Annotated in this window: 12 protein-coding genes and 2 pseudogenes; 9 read left to right on the top strand and 5 right to left on the bottom strand. The window is 40.5% G+C overall.

Annotated features, from left to right (window positions below):
• Both GC098_RS16760 and GC098_RS16755 read left to right on the top strand, forming a co-directional pair.
• Nucleotides 1-307 (top strand): annotated as a pseudogene (locus GC098_RS16760) (RNA polymerase subunit sigma-70); the annotation flags it as partial.
• A 354-nt stretch (nucleotides 308-661) separates the two neighbouring features.
• Nucleotides 662-1,132, top strand: coding sequence for a GNAT family N-acetyltransferase (locus GC098_RS16755; protein ID WP_171644266.1), 471 nt, complete (start codon nucleotides 662-664; stop codon nucleotides 1,130-1,132).
• Nucleotides 1,133-1,320: 188 nt separating this feature from the next.
• Here GC098_RS16755 and GC098_RS16750 read toward each other — a convergent pair whose 3' ends face one another.
• Nucleotides 1,321-1,509, bottom strand: coding sequence for a hypothetical protein (locus GC098_RS16750; protein ID WP_171644265.1), 189 nt, complete (start codon nucleotides 1,507-1,509; stop codon nucleotides 1,321-1,323).
• 1,128 nt (nucleotides 1,510-2,637) lie between these two features.
• Nucleotides 2,638-2,856, bottom strand: coding sequence for a hypothetical protein (locus GC098_RS16745; protein WP_171644255.1), 219 nt, complete (start codon nucleotides 2,854-2,856; stop codon nucleotides 2,638-2,640).
• A 466-nt stretch (nucleotides 2,857-3,322) separates the two neighbouring features.
• On the opposite strand from GC098_RS16745, the gene GC098_RS41620 reads away from it, so the two are divergent.
• Both GC098_RS41620 and GC098_RS16735 read left to right on the top strand, forming a co-directional pair.
• Nucleotides 3,323-3,532 (top strand): aspartyl-phosphate phosphatase Spo0E family protein, encoded by a 210-nt coding sequence (locus GC098_RS41620; RefSeq protein ID WP_171644264.1) that lies wholly within the window; start codon nucleotides 3,323-3,325, stop codon nucleotides 3,530-3,532.
• Nucleotides 3,533-4,065: 533 nt separating this feature from the next.
• The gene (locus GC098_RS16735) at nucleotides 4,066-4,263 is read left to right on the top strand and encodes a hypothetical protein (RefSeq protein ID WP_171644254.1); all 198 of its coding nucleotides are present in this window, start codon (nucleotides 4,066-4,068) and stop codon (nucleotides 4,261-4,263) included.
• Between the two features lie 79 nt (nucleotides 4,264-4,342).
• Here GC098_RS16735 and GC098_RS40095 read toward each other — a convergent pair.
• A pseudogene (locus GC098_RS40095) lies at nucleotides 4,343-4,950 on the bottom strand (HTH domain-containing protein); the annotation flags it as partial.
• A gap of 473 nt (nucleotides 4,951-5,423) precedes the next feature.
• On the opposite strand from GC098_RS40095, the gene GC098_RS16725 reads away from it, so the two are divergent.
• The 3 genes from GC098_RS16725 to GC098_RS16715 are packed head-to-tail and all read left to right on the top strand — an operon-like array spanning nucleotide 5,424 to nucleotide 7,759.
• Nucleotides 5,424-6,107: a response regulator transcription factor gene (locus GC098_RS16725; protein ID WP_171644262.1), complete on the top strand. Its 684-nt coding sequence runs from the start codon at nucleotides 5,424-5,426 to the stop codon at nucleotides 6,105-6,107.
• A complete protein-coding gene (locus GC098_RS16720; RefSeq protein ID WP_171644261.1) occupies nucleotides 6,100-7,452 on the top strand; it encodes a sensor histidine kinase in 1,353 nt (450 codons plus the stop codon). Before GC098_RS16725 ends, GC098_RS16720 begins: the two co-directional genes overlap by 8 nt.
• A 25-nt stretch (nucleotides 7,453-7,477) precedes the next feature.
• On the top strand, nucleotides 7,478-7,759 hold the full coding sequence (locus GC098_RS16715) for a hypothetical protein (RefSeq protein ID WP_171644260.1): 282 nt from the start codon (nucleotides 7,478-7,480) through the stop codon (nucleotides 7,757-7,759).
• Between the two features lie 810 nt (nucleotides 7,760-8,569).
• Here the strand turns inward: GC098_RS16715 and GC098_RS16710 are convergent.
• Complete coding sequence (locus tag GC098_RS16710; RefSeq protein ID WP_171644259.1) at nucleotides 8,570-9,829, bottom strand: serine hydrolase domain-containing protein; 1,260 nt, start codon at nucleotides 9,827-9,829, stop codon at nucleotides 8,570-8,572.
• 1,425 nt (nucleotides 9,830-11,254) lie between these two features.
• Between GC098_RS16710 and GC098_RS16705 the strand changes: the two genes are divergently transcribed.
• The gene (locus tag GC098_RS16705; RefSeq protein WP_171644258.1) at nucleotides 11,255-12,715 is read left to right on the top strand and encodes an IS1182 family transposase; all 1,461 of its coding nucleotides are present in this window, start codon (nucleotides 11,255-11,257) and stop codon (nucleotides 12,713-12,715) included.
• A gap of 546 nt (nucleotides 12,716-13,261) precedes the next feature.
• Nucleotides 13,262-14,155, top strand: coding sequence for a response regulator (locus GC098_RS16700; RefSeq protein WP_216625309.1), 894 nt, complete (start codon nucleotides 13,262-13,264; stop codon nucleotides 14,153-14,155).
• Between the two features lie 16 nt (nucleotides 14,156-14,171).
• On the opposite strand, the gene GC098_RS16695 is transcribed toward GC098_RS16700, so the two are convergent.
• Nucleotides 14,172-14,342: a hypothetical protein gene (locus GC098_RS16695; protein ID WP_171644256.1), complete on the bottom strand. Its 171-nt coding sequence runs from the start codon at nucleotides 14,340-14,342 to the stop codon at nucleotides 14,172-14,174.
• Between the last annotated feature and the right edge of the window lie 372 nt (nucleotides 14,343-14,714).

The raw sequence follows: 14,714 nt of genomic DNA, 5'->3' as shown, positions 1-14,714 counted from the left end.
GATCGCGTTGCTATACGAGGGGCTCGTGAGTATCGCGCCAACGATCGGCGCAATCGTCGGCCGGGCGGCAGCCGTTGCTGAGGCGCGTGGAGCCGAAATCGGGATGGCGCTGCTGGAAGAAGTGCCGGCCGATGCGGTCAAGAGCTATCAACCTTATTGGGCCCTGCGCGCCCATTTGTTCAAGCGGATGCAGAGGTACGAACAAGCCCGTGCCGCTTATAGCCGCGCCATCGGATTGTGCATGGATCCCTCCATTCGTGCGTTTCTGGAGAAAAAAAGGTCTGTTGTCATGGATGTCCAAATCTAGGGACAGACCTTTTTTTGTTTTGTTCTCAAAATACGATTGACATGTTCACACGGGCTTCACGCTGGTTACGGCATCAAGTTTCATTTCAATATTAACTCCAGATGTTTGCCGATTTCGTTCGGTGAGACTGATCCGATAGCAACACTCATCGTTGACGGCTGTGCCATGGATAATCCGCACCCGCTTATGATCATCCGACGCAGCAGGCATAAGATAGCCCGATTTTCTAGAGTTTTTTGCTCACTTATGATTAAACTATCGGGCAGGATAGTGACAAAAGAGATTGAAAACTAAAGTAAATGGTTATATAAATAAATTAGTTGATAAAAAAAGTAAAACGTGGGGGAAGAGATAATGACAATATGGAGAGAGAAGGCTTTTACGATTTCCACAGTGAAAGAAGACTTAGATATAGAAACGATATTTAATTTTCTTAATCAAGAATCGTATTGGGCAAAAGGGGTGCCAAGAGAAGTAGTAGAAAAATCGATAGAAAATTCTCCATTATGTTTTGGGATTTATAAAGAGGACGTAGAAGGAACCTGTAAACAAGTGGGCTTTGCAAGAATCATTACTGACTTAGCGACATTTGCATACCTTTGTGATGTGTTTGTCCTTCCAAATTATCGTGGTTTAGGATTATCCAAATGGTTAATCGATGTCATTACGAATCACTCTCAACTTAAAGGGGTTCGAAGAATGATGTTAGCCACCAACGATGCCCATTCTTTATATGCCAAATATGGTTTTGAACAGATAGATAAACCTGAACTTTTCATGCAAATTACCCGTAAAAATGTTTATAAGCATGGAACAAACAATTAAAATAGGGAAACCATTTATTTTTCATTATATTTAATAGTTTTTGTTTAACTAACGGCGAACAATAGTTGAATAAAAAAAGGAGCAATCACCCCGCTGCAGCTGCTCCTTTTTTTGAGCTAAAGGGCATACACTGAGTGCCACAGTTCAGTGGATCGGCTGCCTTATTCCTAATGATTACAGGCTGTATTCTACTTAGCCTTTGAAATTAACTTAACTTTTCTCTCATCAATATAATCAATTTCAAATTCACCAAATAATTTAATCTTTGATAGAACATATTTCGGGAAATTTGGCGAATTAATTTCAAGGATATTATCTAGTTCATTATACCAATAAAGCAAATTTTTTTTAATTACTAGAACCTTTTCTGATGCCATCTCTAATTATTCTCCTCTACCATAATTTTATAATCATTTTATGTGTAGATAGATAATAATGAATGGACAAACCACTAAAAAGTTTAAACTCAACGAACGAGCAGTGTAGTTAAGTACAGTTTAGATAAGTGTATATTTATCTTTCAATGGGTAATATAATCCAAATGCAGCTTTGGGAAAGAGTGATTAAATAAGTTGGGTTGTAATTGTCGGTACGATTTTGTAATTTTCAAGAATAAACGTTTTTGCCATTTTGGATCACTCGGTGACCTATTGAAATTAGCGGACTCTGCAAAAGAATGCATAGAAATATTTTTCTGTCTGCATAATATCCTACGGAGGTGTTTACTTTGAAATGTCTTTATTGCGAAAACATAAAGCAAATTAAGGGGAAAAACCATAGATGTTACGTTTGCGGAATAATAAAGCCCCGATAGGGGTTTATATTAGGTGTGAAACCTGAAGTTTGCCCACCCCATAGCTCAAAGGCTTAATGTATAATTTCGAAAATAAACTAGGCTCAAACAGAAATCACAAGGGCAAATAGATCAATAAAATGAACTAACCGCCGTACAAAATGATAAAAAAATTCAAATGAACCCAATTTTTAAAAAGAAACGTTCATTTCAAAGGCAAACAAGATGTTGAGAGAATGAACAACTTCTTTAACGACTTGGATTATATAGATAAGCCCCACCTCAAGCCCGAAATAACAGAATAATAAAGAGCACTAGTGAACTACATAGCGTGATTACGCTAACGAGGAACGTTAGTTCAATAAAGGGGCGCTATGATGTCTACGCTTGCATTAATTAAAAAAGAAAAAGCACCCAGTTGTTTGAGGTGCTTACTCAATGTGTTCGAATGAATTTAGTTGTCTGCAATGAGGGCAAAAGATGTTGATGAAATATGTATTTCACCGTTTTTCCAGGATCCTTGCCTGATGCTTATCGATACTTGCAAATGTATAACGTGGCGAATGCATTGGTTGAGCAACTATGGACATCGATTCGAATTCTTTTGAACAATCAATGCATTGTGCTTCCCGTCAATTCTCATGATGAATTACGACTCCTTGTATTTGTGTTTTCATTTTCTGTCAAGAGTGGCTCCCATTTCATATACAAATTACTTAACCTTATCTACCCGTACTCCCGTGGTGGCTATTTCTGTAGTGCCTTCTTCGATTTCTGCTGGATAATCCAAAGTAAAATACCCTCTTCCAATTCGCTCAATATCATCGTCAGTTGCTGGCCTAATTACAAAAGCTCTGTCCTTGATCCAAATGATTTCTTCATCATGAGTATCAAGTAAATAATCCTCAAACGGTAAATTGACGGCTTTCATAATAAACTCACTCCTAGAGGAAAAGTGGTCTTGGGTTCCCATTATAACCCTTGATGATTAACCTTAGATGAAGAAAATATAACGTTTTATTACAGATAGACGAACATTGATTTTAATTCGTTCATTGTAAAAAAACATCCAGTTTTGATTTGTTGTTGAGCTAAGGAACTATAGTGTAGGAGTTGCCTTATTGCGGCTCCTTTTTTATTTTCGTTGAAGTAACTGGCAGGAATGTTAAGTTACTCCAAAGTTGAAGGTTGTTAGTTAGTGTAGATAATAATCCAGATTGTGTTGTTGGCAATATAATTAAGGGGAGCTATCTGTACCTGCATGAGTAAAAAATAAGGATTTCATTTTGTTCACAAATTCGGCACGAATTGAACTGCAAGAAATGACAATATTCTAAGTTGTGATTTAATATAATTACTTTGTTGTTTTATTAAACAAAGGATGGAGAGTCAATAGAATGGAATCTTTTCTTGATATGAAAATTGAAGAATTACGTTTAGAACTGGTTGGACAAGCAGTTATATATGGAAGTTTGACTCATGAAAAAGTAGTTTCGATTAGTCAGCAATTGGATAGGTACATTATGTTCTATCAAAGACTTCTTAAACGGAATAGAATAAAAAACAACAGACTCGATAATAAACAGTTTCTGATGGTGTTCATCTAAGTTATCCTAAATTGGATTGAGTAATAGGGTGGAACCCTTCTAGTCAGTGACTCAAGATCGTCATAGATATTGTTTATAAAGTCACAAGTGATGGCAAGGTAGAGCTTATTTCGAGTGTTGAAGATGATAAGTTAATAAATACAATAAAATAGTAAAAAGACTGCCAAAAATCATCTTTACGATTCCAACTAAGGGACTAAGCTAACGGGTAACGATAGTATCATGAAGCAGGCCGCCGACAAAGTGTTATCGGCGGCCTTGTTCCGTTAACGGGCAGGAAAATGCAGTCTATAATCGTATTACTTCAAAAAGTAAATTATCTACACGAGGATCATCGGAATACAAATATAAGAACAAACATCGAATTGCGCTGACGAAGAACGATAGTTTAATAAAAGAGAAGTTTCATTACTAAGCATCAACATCTGTTCCTCTCCACCAAAATGATTATTTATGGTGGTCTATCGCATATCTACGAGTCACATTGATTATTTCTGTAGCACTATTGTGGCATGGTAGAGGGAGCGTGAGTAGTGGAAAAAATAGCTGGAATTATTGTAATTTTTATTGTTTTTATGATTCCTATGTATGGAGTATTAATATGGACTTATTTTTGTCCTGAGGATAGTTTATTATGGGGGAAACCATACTTATTCGATTTGGTCAAAAAAGCCAGTGACTCGTATACCACACAAATGAAAGGAAGGCATTGGTTGCATTCTTCAAAGTGATCCAGTTATTTTTGTTTATATAAAATGAATGAATTTATAATCATTCCCTAACTGATTAATCTAGCCCTTGTGGAGCGGGTTCATCATGCTGTTCATGTTGGCGTCTCTTTTGCGTTGCCTCGGGAGACCAGTACTTGTAATAGCCGCTCCTAGAAACCTCGGCTACCTTACATAAATAGTTGATCATACGGTGGAGTTGATATTTCTTGATAACGGTATGGATTAGAATATATTTTTGGTGAGGTGACAGCCTTACTTCTCGTTCTGCCCCCTTTCCGCAAAACGAATCTTTTTTAACAACTCGTTCTCCGCTTTTAACAAGTTGTTCTGAGCTTCCAACCTGGCATACTTCTCTTCCATCGTCAGTTCCCTTATAAGAGGCCTTCCTGATCCTTGGCTTCTCGTATCCTGCAGGCCTAAAACACCGTTCTCCTGGTAACTCGCACGCCATCTCTTCCCCGAGGATCTGACTCTTTGGATCCCAATAACTGTTACGTCAAAACCACATTCTTCAGATATTTCTCTCGGCAGTTTGCCCATGTTATTCTCTGAGATGAACAATTGCTTAAACGCATCCGTATACGTGATTGCCTTTGAAGATACGGACTTCACATAAGGATTGTTGGATAACTACTTGATTTCTTTATCTGTGAATATTTTCTTGCTTATACCATTCCTCTTTCCCATCTTCGTGCTATAAAAAAAAGTACCCTATCGAGAGACTTTTTTAAAGTGTCTACTCGATAGGGTACAGTATAACTTAAAGGTGGTTTTTTTATGATCTGGGAGACGGAGAGCGAATATGAATTTTACAAAAAACTTCTTTTAGACGGATGTTGGGTGACAAGAACATGTATCGTTAGCCGAAAATGACAAGAACAAATAGCGTTACCCATGGCCGCAAATCTATCAAACATCTACCAGAATGATTAATGGTAAAATAAGGGGGAAGCCTTGAGCCAAACCAGCTATTAGTTGAATAAAGTTACGGTGAACCGTATCATAAGTGACAACAATTTTTTTCGTGGGCAATTCGCGGGAGCATTCATCAGCACGATGATCGGCATGGGACTGGGGTAGCCGACTCTTAGCTGGAAACGGTTGCGCAGAAACGTTTGTAAGGGCTTGTTAAGGAGAGATCTTTGGACGGAGGCATAGCAATGACAAATGTACTTGTAGTTGAAGATGATGCGAATATGTTAGAAATGATTTTAATGGTTTTAAGCCGCGAAGGATATCGTGTCTGGGGAGCGGTCAACGGCAAAGAGGCGCTTGAAGTAATGGAAAGCTCGCCTGCGGATTTGGTCGTGCTTGATGTCATGATGCCTATCATGGACGGGTGGGATTTGTGCGGCGAGCTGCGGATTTTGAACTCCGAACTGCCGATTATCATTATTACGGCCAAATACGAGACGAGTCAGAAGGTGAAGGGATTCGGCTTAGGCGCCGACGATTACTTGGTCAAACCTTTCGATCCGCAAGAGCTGGTGGTCCGAATCAAAGCTGTGCTGCGCCGTTACCGGATCGCGGCCGACAAGAAAGTCGTCTTGGGCAGCTTCAAGCTGGATCGGCTTCGAGGAATCGTTTCAGTCGGCAGCGAGAGCTGGCATTTACCGCTCAAGGAATTCGAGCTGCTATATCAACTTGCCAGCTATCCCGGCCAAACTTTTTTGCGGGAGCAGTTAATCGAATCGGTATGGGGATTCGACTACGAAGGGGACGAGCGGACGGTTGATGTTCATATCAAACGGCTGCGAGAGCGGTTCGCAGCCTATACCCATTTGTTTCGCATCGTAACGGTTCGCGGTCTCGGATACCGATTGGAGACGGAAAGCCATGATTAAGAGCATTAATTTCAAAATTTTATTGATCTTTATCGCAGCATTGGCGATAGGTTTCGGACTCTCCATTCCGATAACCGTGTATTTGTCCCAAAACCCAATCACGCAATCCATCCGGAACGAGTATGCGATGCGAAGCGAGTTGATCGCGGATGTTTATTCCCGATTGGCGCCAACCGAGCGCGGCCCTTATCTGAAACAGTTGTCCGAAAAGCAGAAGGTATCCCTATGGATATACGATCGGAACGGTTTGCGCTATGCTTATGGCCACGCAAGCAATCCTAATCTTACAGGCGAGGATATCGGTCTCGTCAGAGAAGGTTTCGAAGTCGTGAGGCGCACCTCCGACCTGCCCATGCCGACGAGCTTGTACATGGGTTTTCCTTTACAAACTGCGGATGAGCAGTTGACGCTTGTCATTCATCCTGAAAGCTCCAATATAAATTTTGTATTTACTATTATGGGTACATTCATTTTGATTGCGTTCGCGATCGGCAGCTTCAAATTCGTTCTATTTACGCGAGTATTGGTGAGGCCTTTAAAAGCCTTGACGGCCGCAACCAAAAAAGTTGCCAAAGGAGACTATAACATCGCTCTTCAGACGAAGAGCAAAGATGAATTAGGCGTCTTGACGGAACAATTTCAGCAAATGGCCCGCGAGCTGAGCCAGGTTGAAAGGATGCGTCAGGAGTTCGTTTCCAACGTGTCCCACGAGCTTCAAACTCCGCTCGCGTCGATTTCGGGTTTTGTCTCCATCCTGCAAAAAGACGGTCTCGATGAAGTCGAGCAACTGCGCTGTCTGAACATTATCCGGAATGAAAGCATTCGGCTGTCCCGACTCAGCGAGAACATGCTGCGACTTGCAACGATCGATTCGAATCATTATCCCTTCCATCCAGCGCTCGTTCGGCTTGACAGTCAGCTGCGCCGTGTTGTCGTAGCTGCGGAGCCTCAATGGGCGGCCAAACGCTTGAACATTCACCTCGAGCTTCCCCAAACGGCGATTTATGCGGACGAAGACCTGCTGAGCCAGGTATGGCTCAATATTTTCAGTAACAGCATCAAATTTACGCCCGAGGGCGGCGACATCTCCATCGAGCTACAGTCCGGAAATGGCGAAATCGGAGTTGTCTTTCGGGATACGGGAATCGGCATTGCCGAAGAAGACCGCAAACGCGTCTTCGAACGGTTTTATATGGCCGATAAATCGCACAACCGCGAGGCGGGGGGGAGCGGGCTTGGACTCGCGATCGTAAAGCGCGTTGTCGAGTTGCACAGCGGCTCGGTCGAGATTGACAGCGCGGTAGGAAAAGGAACGGCGGTAACCGTCTATCTGCCAGCCAAGTAACCTAGTCAAACAATCGAAAACCCGATTGAGCGAAAAGTTGAACGATCCCTGCCGCTGCAATCGTGTAGTTCTCGATTCCGGCGGCAAGGAGATTCGGGCGGCCGCGGGCCAAAACGTCAAGGCAACCGCTTACGTCCCAAGATCGATTGGCGGCGGCCGCGCCACGCTGGGTGTTCCCGGTCCAAGTTTGTTTATAGGCTCGCTTTTGTCGGTTATTCAACAGTTCTTTAACGCACAATGGCCGCTCAAAATCGGAACGGTCCTCGCGGTCTGGTCGGTTTACGCAGTTGTCGTCTATCTGCTATGAATTCGTCAAAAAAGTCGTTACCGCCGCTTCGCCTCAACCGAGTCGCCGGAAACGGGGGATCGGGCCGTACGGTGGTCGTGGAGGGGCGAGCGGATATTTTTTCGGTACATCTGATTTTATCATGCAGAACACAAAATACATATGATGTAAAATGGCTGAAAATATATAAAAGTAGATTTAGGAACTTGGGCTAGTAACCGATTAAGAACGAAACGAATAATTAAATGAAACAAAAGGAATGGTCTTGAATACAACTTAAACTGTAGCCCTTAGTCTTCATGACATGAAAGTGGGGGGGGAGGGTTATGATTTTCTGATTGTTAGGGGATTGGGCATGAGTAAAAAAATATTGTGTTTACTTAAGATCAAAACGTGTCAAAACTGAGGTTTTAATTTCGAGCCATCAAAACTAAAAGTGGTTTTTATATTTTTTTCATTCCGGATTCCATTGCAATGCAGGAGACGATATATGTTCTTGTCATCCGACATTGCTTGAGCAATAAATACATGGACTGGACTTTTCCTTTGAAAAGGCTGTAATCTTGGTAAGCAATCGCCACGCCATACATCGGCAAATATTACCCCCATCTACTACGCATTCGGGTTCAGCCGACTAACCACACTATACGAACACAATTCAGACTAGATACATATTTCTGAAACCTTTGATACGACTAGCTTTTCACAAATAAAAAGGATCGCCAGTTATGATAAACAGGCGATCTTAGCGTAAATTAAGTCCATACTGTTTACGATGCCACTCCCCTTCAGGTCAAAATTAAACCTTTTGGGATAGCCTCCTCACAATTGTTAATGCTTTTTGGATACCGCTTTTACAATTTCTCTAAAAGAGGTTATTTCTTCGTAATCATTTGAATCTTCCGGATCAGCAGAAACCTTAGCGATGACTACTTTTGCATCTTTGTCTACGTAAACATACTGGCCATTGAATCCCATAGCTGAAAACTCATGACCAAATTTTGCTCCTTCCGGAACCCACCACTGGTACTGATAGCCAAAGTGGGGGTAAGCGACATTAGGCTGTAAATCCGCATCAACAGGTGTTGTTGCTTCTTTTACCCATTTTGCGGAAACGATTTGCTTTCCTCTCCACTTGCCATCTTGCAAAAATAGCTGACCAAGTTTAGCCAGGTCACGAAGTGGTGCATTGATGAAACTGAAACCAAAATCGTTATTGTTTAAATCTTGGTTCAAGTAAGCATCACTTGTCATACCGAGCGGTTTCCAGAGCTTTTGGGATAATACCTCATGCAGTGGTTTCTTGTTAACATTCTCCACAAGAAAAGCAAGAACCTGAGCATCTACGCTCTTATAGTTGAACGTATGCGGTTGGCCACCTTGCAAGTCTTTAATAAAGTCTTTAACCGGCATCTTATTGAACAATACATCCTGCATCATACGCCAGATATCCGATTTTTTATTGCTGTAATCCTCGTCCCAATCCACCCCTGAAGACATTTGAAGGACATCGCGAATTGTCGCCTCCTCGTAGCCTGAACCTTTAAGCTCAGGAACATAATCGGTGATGATGTCATCAATACTCTTAATTTTGCCTTCATCTACTGCGATACCTACAAGGGTAGAAACGTAGGACTTCGCTACTGACCAAGATGTGAAACGGGTGCAGGCATCGTTGCCATTGAAATACTGTTCGTTTACGATCTTACCGTCTTTGATTACAAGAAGACCGTTTGTTCTACTGCGATTCATTAAATCCGTGAAATTGCGAGTTTCACCGTTGAAATTATAGGTAAGAGTGCTAAGATCAACAATTTTACCACTTTTAAACGGATGAACCTTGCTACCCTTTTGAATGATAGAATGAGGTAGAAATTGATCCATATGAACAAAATTCCAAGGCATTTTATCCTCATCCATAATTGTTGCAATCTTAGTTACATCGTAAGTATCGCTGATCGGATTATTGCACTGCGCAGGCTTAGCTGCAAGAGCACTATTCTCAGGTTCTACTGCCTCAGCTGAAGCAATCAATGCAGAACTAAGAAGTAATGCAGACGCTACAAATAAACTTACAACCTTTTTCTTCATTTTGTCTCGGCTCCTTTAAATGATGTTATTTACAAAATGTGCTTGCCTTACTTAATCAAACAAGCATCACACAACATAGCATATACAACTTCACCCCCTCGTGAATTTATTTCATGTTCCGATTTCGTAACCGATATTACGCGTCCTATGTGAACAAAAGATGAACCAAATGGTAACAAATGTAAAATAGGTGAACGGATCGTTCACCTTTTCGCTCGCTCGGGTTTTCGATTGTTTGACTAGGTTACGTAGCTGGCAGAAAGACGGTTGTCGTCGTTCCTTTTCCTGCAGTGATGTCTATCTCAATCCAGCCGTCGTACAATTCGACAACGTAACGTTTTCTCTAGATCAAGCAGAACATATATATAACGAACGTTGGTTAACTAATAATGATGTACGGAAAAGACAAAAGTAAGGGGAATAATCAAAGCTACTTTTGTGAATAGGAATTATGTCACTGCGGAAGTAGCGCCTATAAAAACAGCCAACTACTCAGAAAGTGGTTGGCTGTTTTGTGGTTTTACATCGTTCTCCGTTTTAAATGATACGACGATGCAATTTGCTCATTTTTTGCTTAGTACCGAAATTCAAGACTTTTTCCAAACAATCAATTAAGTCCTTGGTATAGTGGATACGCCCCATTTTACCATTGTTGACCCAATTATATTGCGAAACTAGTGAAAAATCACAAGCAAAGCAGTTGAATTAACATAGAATACTTTCACCTTTTGAATTAGGAGGTGATTAGAATGACAATAGCTCAAATCCGTAGTTTTATGGGGCTGCAGTTTCATTAGGGGACATTCTTGCGCTGTTCATGACCCATTATTTTCCAATATGATAATTTTCACGGATTAAATCAAGAAATAAATTCGATACGGGTGAAGGGTGCTTGTCTTTCTTCCAAACGACCTCAATCGAAAGCTTGCATTCCGGTTCATTCATTTCGCTGAACTTCTATGATAGTCATGCAAGGACAAGGGTGACACCCAGATTCGGCTATCACTGCATCAGCATCTCTTGGAGCTGATTCTATTGAAGAAAATAAACCTACAAATAGCAGTTCCAGGATGTCCGTTTACTATATGATGAGGGATTTGGACAATATCGATAATATTTCAATAGTTAAGCCACAGGTAAGATAGCAGAATAGGCAGAATATTTGGCGAACTGGTAACAATTGATATCAATACGATTCATAGAATAAAAGAGGGGAGACTCATGTAATCTGGCCCCTATGTCAAGGACACTGAAAAAAAAGAGAGTTTGAAAAATTAGGCAGTTTTCAAAAGATGATTCCTGTATTGAATGAGGCCACTGAAAAAGTCCAACATCTATAAACAGGATACCCATCCTCATTTTTTTTGAGGATGGGTATCCTGTTTTTCTGTATAATTAAATTATTAATTTCAGGTGGTGTCTCGGATGATTTCAAACCAACAATCTCTTAACCTTAGTCCATTTATGGCCATATACGATATCGTCGTGCCTAAAGATAATATGCTTCGTCAAATAAATGATCTCGTAGATTTTTCATTTGTTCATGTAGAATTACAGCATAAATACTGCCTCGACAATGGTCGCAATGCAGTGCCCCCCATTCGAATGTTCAAATACCTATTGTTGAAATCCATCTTCGATGTATCCGATGTGGATGTTGTGGAACGTTCTAAATATGACATGTCCTTCAAGTACTTTTTAGATATGGCGCCTGAAGACGAAGTCATTAATCCTAGTTCACTAACGAAGTTTCGCAAGCTTCGCTTGAAAGATGTGAACCTGCTCGACATACTTATTCAAAAGACCGTGGAGATCGCGTTGAAAAAAGAAATCATCAAAAGCAGCGCAATTATTGTGGATGCCACACATACGAAAGCACGATTTAATCAGCTATCACCAAAAGAATTATTAATGCAAAAGTCTAAGTTGTTGAGAAAATCCGTTTACGAGATCGATGAAAAAATGAAGGATAAATTCCCACCGAAAACAACGACGAACGAATTATCTGATGAACTGGACTATTGCCAAAAAGTTATAGATGCGGTGGAAAAAGAAGAATCCCTTCGTGAATACCCAAAGGTGAAAGAAAAGCTGAACTACTTAAAAGAAATCGTAGCTGATCACCATGAGCACCTTCAACTCAGCAATGATCCAGATGCACGCATAGGTCACAAAACGGCAGACTCCTCGTTCTTTGGCTACAAAACACATCTTGCTATGAATGAAGAACGAATCATTACAGCTGCGGTGATTACGACCGGTGAGAAAAATGATGGAAAACAACTTCAAAATCTCATTGAAAAAAGTCGTGACACAGGTATGAAGATCGATACCGTCATTGGAGATACAGCCTATTCTGAAAAAGATAATATTCAGTATGCCAATCACAACGAATTACAATTAATATCAAAATTAAACCCTAATATCACACAAGGAACTCGTAAAAAAGAAGATGCATTTGAGTTTAATAAAGATGCAGGTATGTACGTTTGTAAAGCTGGACATATGGCGATTCAAAGAGCGCGCACAGGTAAGAAAGGTATGAATAATAACCAAAAGAATACCTACATGTTTGACATTGAAAAATGCAAAGTATGCCCAATGAAAGACGGGTGTTATAAAGAAGGTGCGAAAAGTAAAACCTATTCTGTAACCATCAAATCGACCCAACATAAGGAACATGAGGCATTTCAAAATAGCGATGATTTCAAAGAGAAATCGAAAGAGCGTTATAAAATTGAAGCGAAAAATAGTGAACTCAAACATAGACACGGGTATGATGTTGCATCGTCCTCGGGTCTTGTTGGCATGCAAATGCAAGGTGCCATGGCCATATTTTCTGTTAATCTCAAGCGAATCATTACACTCATGAAAGATTCAAAGTAAAAGAATAAAGAGAAAGGCGATATTCCGTTCCAATGTGAACGAAATATCGCCTTTTTGATTTTAAACAAATCTTTAATAAATTAAAAACGTAACTTTTTCAGTGGCCTCGTATTGAATAGGGGTCATCTTTTTTAATCCCCATTGATGATGTGTAAGATCATAATAATATGAGAGTCGTGTCAGACGACAAGAACATATAGACATTGAAAGCCGCATAAATTACGGTTTTTTTGTTTTAAGTATATAAGTTCTTGTCCTAACTCAATGACAAGAACTTATATACATCTCCGAAATTGACAAGAACTTGGATACTTGGCCGATTAGATAATTATCTAATCAACTTTGATGGTTGAGTAGAGGGACTCGCTTCACTGTGGCTCATCATCTGTTCATTGAGCTAACGGGCAGTTTACCTCAAAGTTGTGTGGTCTTCTGACGGCAGCAATGATAATTAAAAAAAGTAAAAACAAATACCTTGACCCTGGACTTACCCAATGGTTTATCATGGTCATTGTTGGAGGGATATATTGGAAAGGAGGGGGTACGGTGTATTCCATTGGAGAAATATCAAAAATTGTTAAAACATCTGTCGATGCACTAAGGTATTATGACGAAATTAGCCTTCTAAAGCCCGTACACGTTGAAGAAAGTAACCGATATAGGTACTACTCAAAAGAGCAAGTTAGCCAACTGTTGTTGATAATGGAATTAAAGCAATATGGGTTCAGTTTAGATGCCATCAGGGAACTGCTACATAATGGAGTGTATTTAGAAAGACAAAGGTTAAAACAAGCCTTATCTGCAAGGCTACAACAGCTTGAGAATGAAAAAAACGTTCTTGAGAAAAAAGTCTCTTCTGTTTATCGAAGAATAAATGAGATAGAAAGGGATGAAAAGGGAATGAGTGCGAAAAAGATTTTGTTAGTTGATGATGTAGCTTTTATGCGACAAATTCTTTGTGAAATGTTAGAAAAGCATGGTTATCTCGTTGTTACGGCTGAGAACGGTCAACAGGCTATTGACAAGTTTGATGATGTAAAACCAGACATTGTTATTATGGACATTAATATGCCTATAATGGACGGCATAACTGCAACGAAAAAAATAAAGGAAATCGACAAAGACGCAAAGATAATAGCTTTATCCGCTAAAGGTTTCTTGCCAGTAATATTTGAGATTCTTGAACAAGGAGCGAGAGAATTTGTAGTAAAACCATTCAAAGAAGAAACTATTCTTGATGCTTTAATTAGGATATACGATGGAAATGTTACTTTTAACGAACAAACATTCCAAGCAATAATAGAACAGTTCGGAGTAGACAACACAAATAAAGAAGCAATGCCACAAGAAATGATTTCAAAAGTGCTTCAACTTTGCACTCGTGAGTATGACGAACGCACTCGCGAAGAAATAAAAGAGTTCATGCAGTATCAGTCCTAAATAACGAACCCCTATTCTATCGAGTGGGGGTTTGCTCAACTAACGAGAAACGATAGTTAAATACAAGAGGGGCTGCCGCGTGGCTGCCGCGAGGCAGCCCTTCATTCAAGTAACGGGCAGAATAACGGAATGGGACCGCATTCGAAATAAAGGACTGAATTGCTCGATTAACGACTTCTATGGCCATCCATGCGGGAGATCCTGCATTGCGTCATCTAGCCCAGTTATAGTCAGAGTCAGCCGGCGTTTCCGATTTTGTCGCGCGGTTCGCCGGAGATGAAATCATCGTACTGGCATGTGATCGCGGACAGAGTAGCCTCATCACGATCATTGAGGCTACTCTGTCCGCGAACCTGCTTCGGCTTGAAGACGGGAACGAGTTATCCATCACCGTAGTATCGGATCCAGCAATTTTCTGACGAATGCCTTTGAGCTCTATAAGAAAGCGGATAAACGCATGTATCGGATGAAGAAAGATGCTATGCCGAATACGAAAAAAAGAAGTCGACCATCTCGTGGTCGACTTCTAATTATTCTATTGCGCGGTCAGGATTTGTGG

This window comes from Paenibacillus phytorum (assembly GCF_013141715.1).
Classification (GTDB): Bacteria; Bacillota; Bacilli; order Paenibacillales; family NBRC-103111; genus Paenibacillus_E; species Paenibacillus_E phytorum.
Note: the sequence above shows the minus strand (reverse complement) of the source record. Positions and strands in the feature narration are given on the sequence as shown.